General features: G+C 59.5%; 1 protein-coding gene and 1 pseudogene. Both read right to left on the bottom strand.

What is annotated here, in order from left to right:
- Nucleotides 1-213: pseudogene (locus tag U5A57_RS41275) on the bottom strand (cupin); the annotation flags it as partial.
- A 48-nt stretch (nt 214-261) separates the two neighbouring features.
- The gene (locus tag U5A57_RS41280) at nt 262-894 is read right to left on the bottom strand and encodes an NAD(P)H-dependent oxidoreductase (protein ID WP_321918093.1); all 633 of its coding nucleotides are present in this window, start codon (nt 892-894) and stop codon (nt 262-264) included.
- Nucleotides 895-989 lie beyond the last annotated feature (95 nt).

Consider the following 989-nt stretch of genomic DNA (forward strand, 5'->3'; position numbering starts at 1 on the left):
CACGCGCAGCAGATTGACGTAGTAGCCCTGGCTCGCGTTGAGGAGCAGGGGCTTGAACGATACGGTCTTCGTCGTGGGCACCCACAGGTTGTCGTCCTGCAGCCACTGGTCGAGCACGCCAGCGTGAACGAGGTCTGCCGACATGTCGGCAGGCTGCGGATGTTGATAGGGGATCGCCAGTTCGTCCGGCTTGCGTGTTGTTGCTTCGCTCATGATGATGTCCTTGTCAGATCAAACGATGTTCTGTTGCGCATCACGCGCTCAAACCGCCTCTACCGGCGCAACAGACCTTACGGGCCCAAGGCCGCGCAGCAGTTGTCGGTATGCTGTGCCGCGCTCGGTCAGCGCTTTGTCGCTGATGGAGCCGGTCCGTGTCAGCGGGCCGATGTTGTAGGTGACGAACGGACGTCCATATTCCATGCCGGCGAGGTGCGCAGTCTGTTCGAACGGCGCAAGCAGCGTATCGACGATGCGTTCACCATGGCGCTCCAGCAGCGCTGGCTTGAGATACGGCCGCGTGACGCCTTCGGCCCAGATGTGTTCGCGAGAGGGCGGAAAATAGCGTTCGCGAACACGCCCGATCGTCACGGCAAGCTGGAGCGTCCGGCCATCCAGTACCAGGGATTTTTCCGGCGCGCTGCCGAACAGCGTGTCGTTGACAACGTCGTCGAGCCACTTCTTGAGCAATGGCGGGCAGTTGTACCAGTACAACGGAAATTGCAGAACGAGATGTCCATGCTCGCGAATCAGTTGCTGTTCCCGTGTTGCGTCGATGCGGAAGTCGGGGTACAGCTTGTACAACTCACGCACGGTGATATCCGGTTCGTGGGCGATTGCATCGCGAAGGGCCTTGTTGCCGCGCGAGTTTTCGATGTCGGGGTGTGCGACGATCACTAACGTCTTCATCTTTCATCCTCGATGGGTTTCGGATTCAACGTCGCCGACTATACTGGGGTGCCGAACGCTTGATTAGCCATCCGAACGCCAAA

It is taken from the genome of Paraburkholderia sp. J11-2, from assembly GCF_905220185.1.
Lineage (GTDB): Bacteria > Pseudomonadota > Gammaproteobacteria > Burkholderiales > Burkholderiaceae > Paraburkholderia.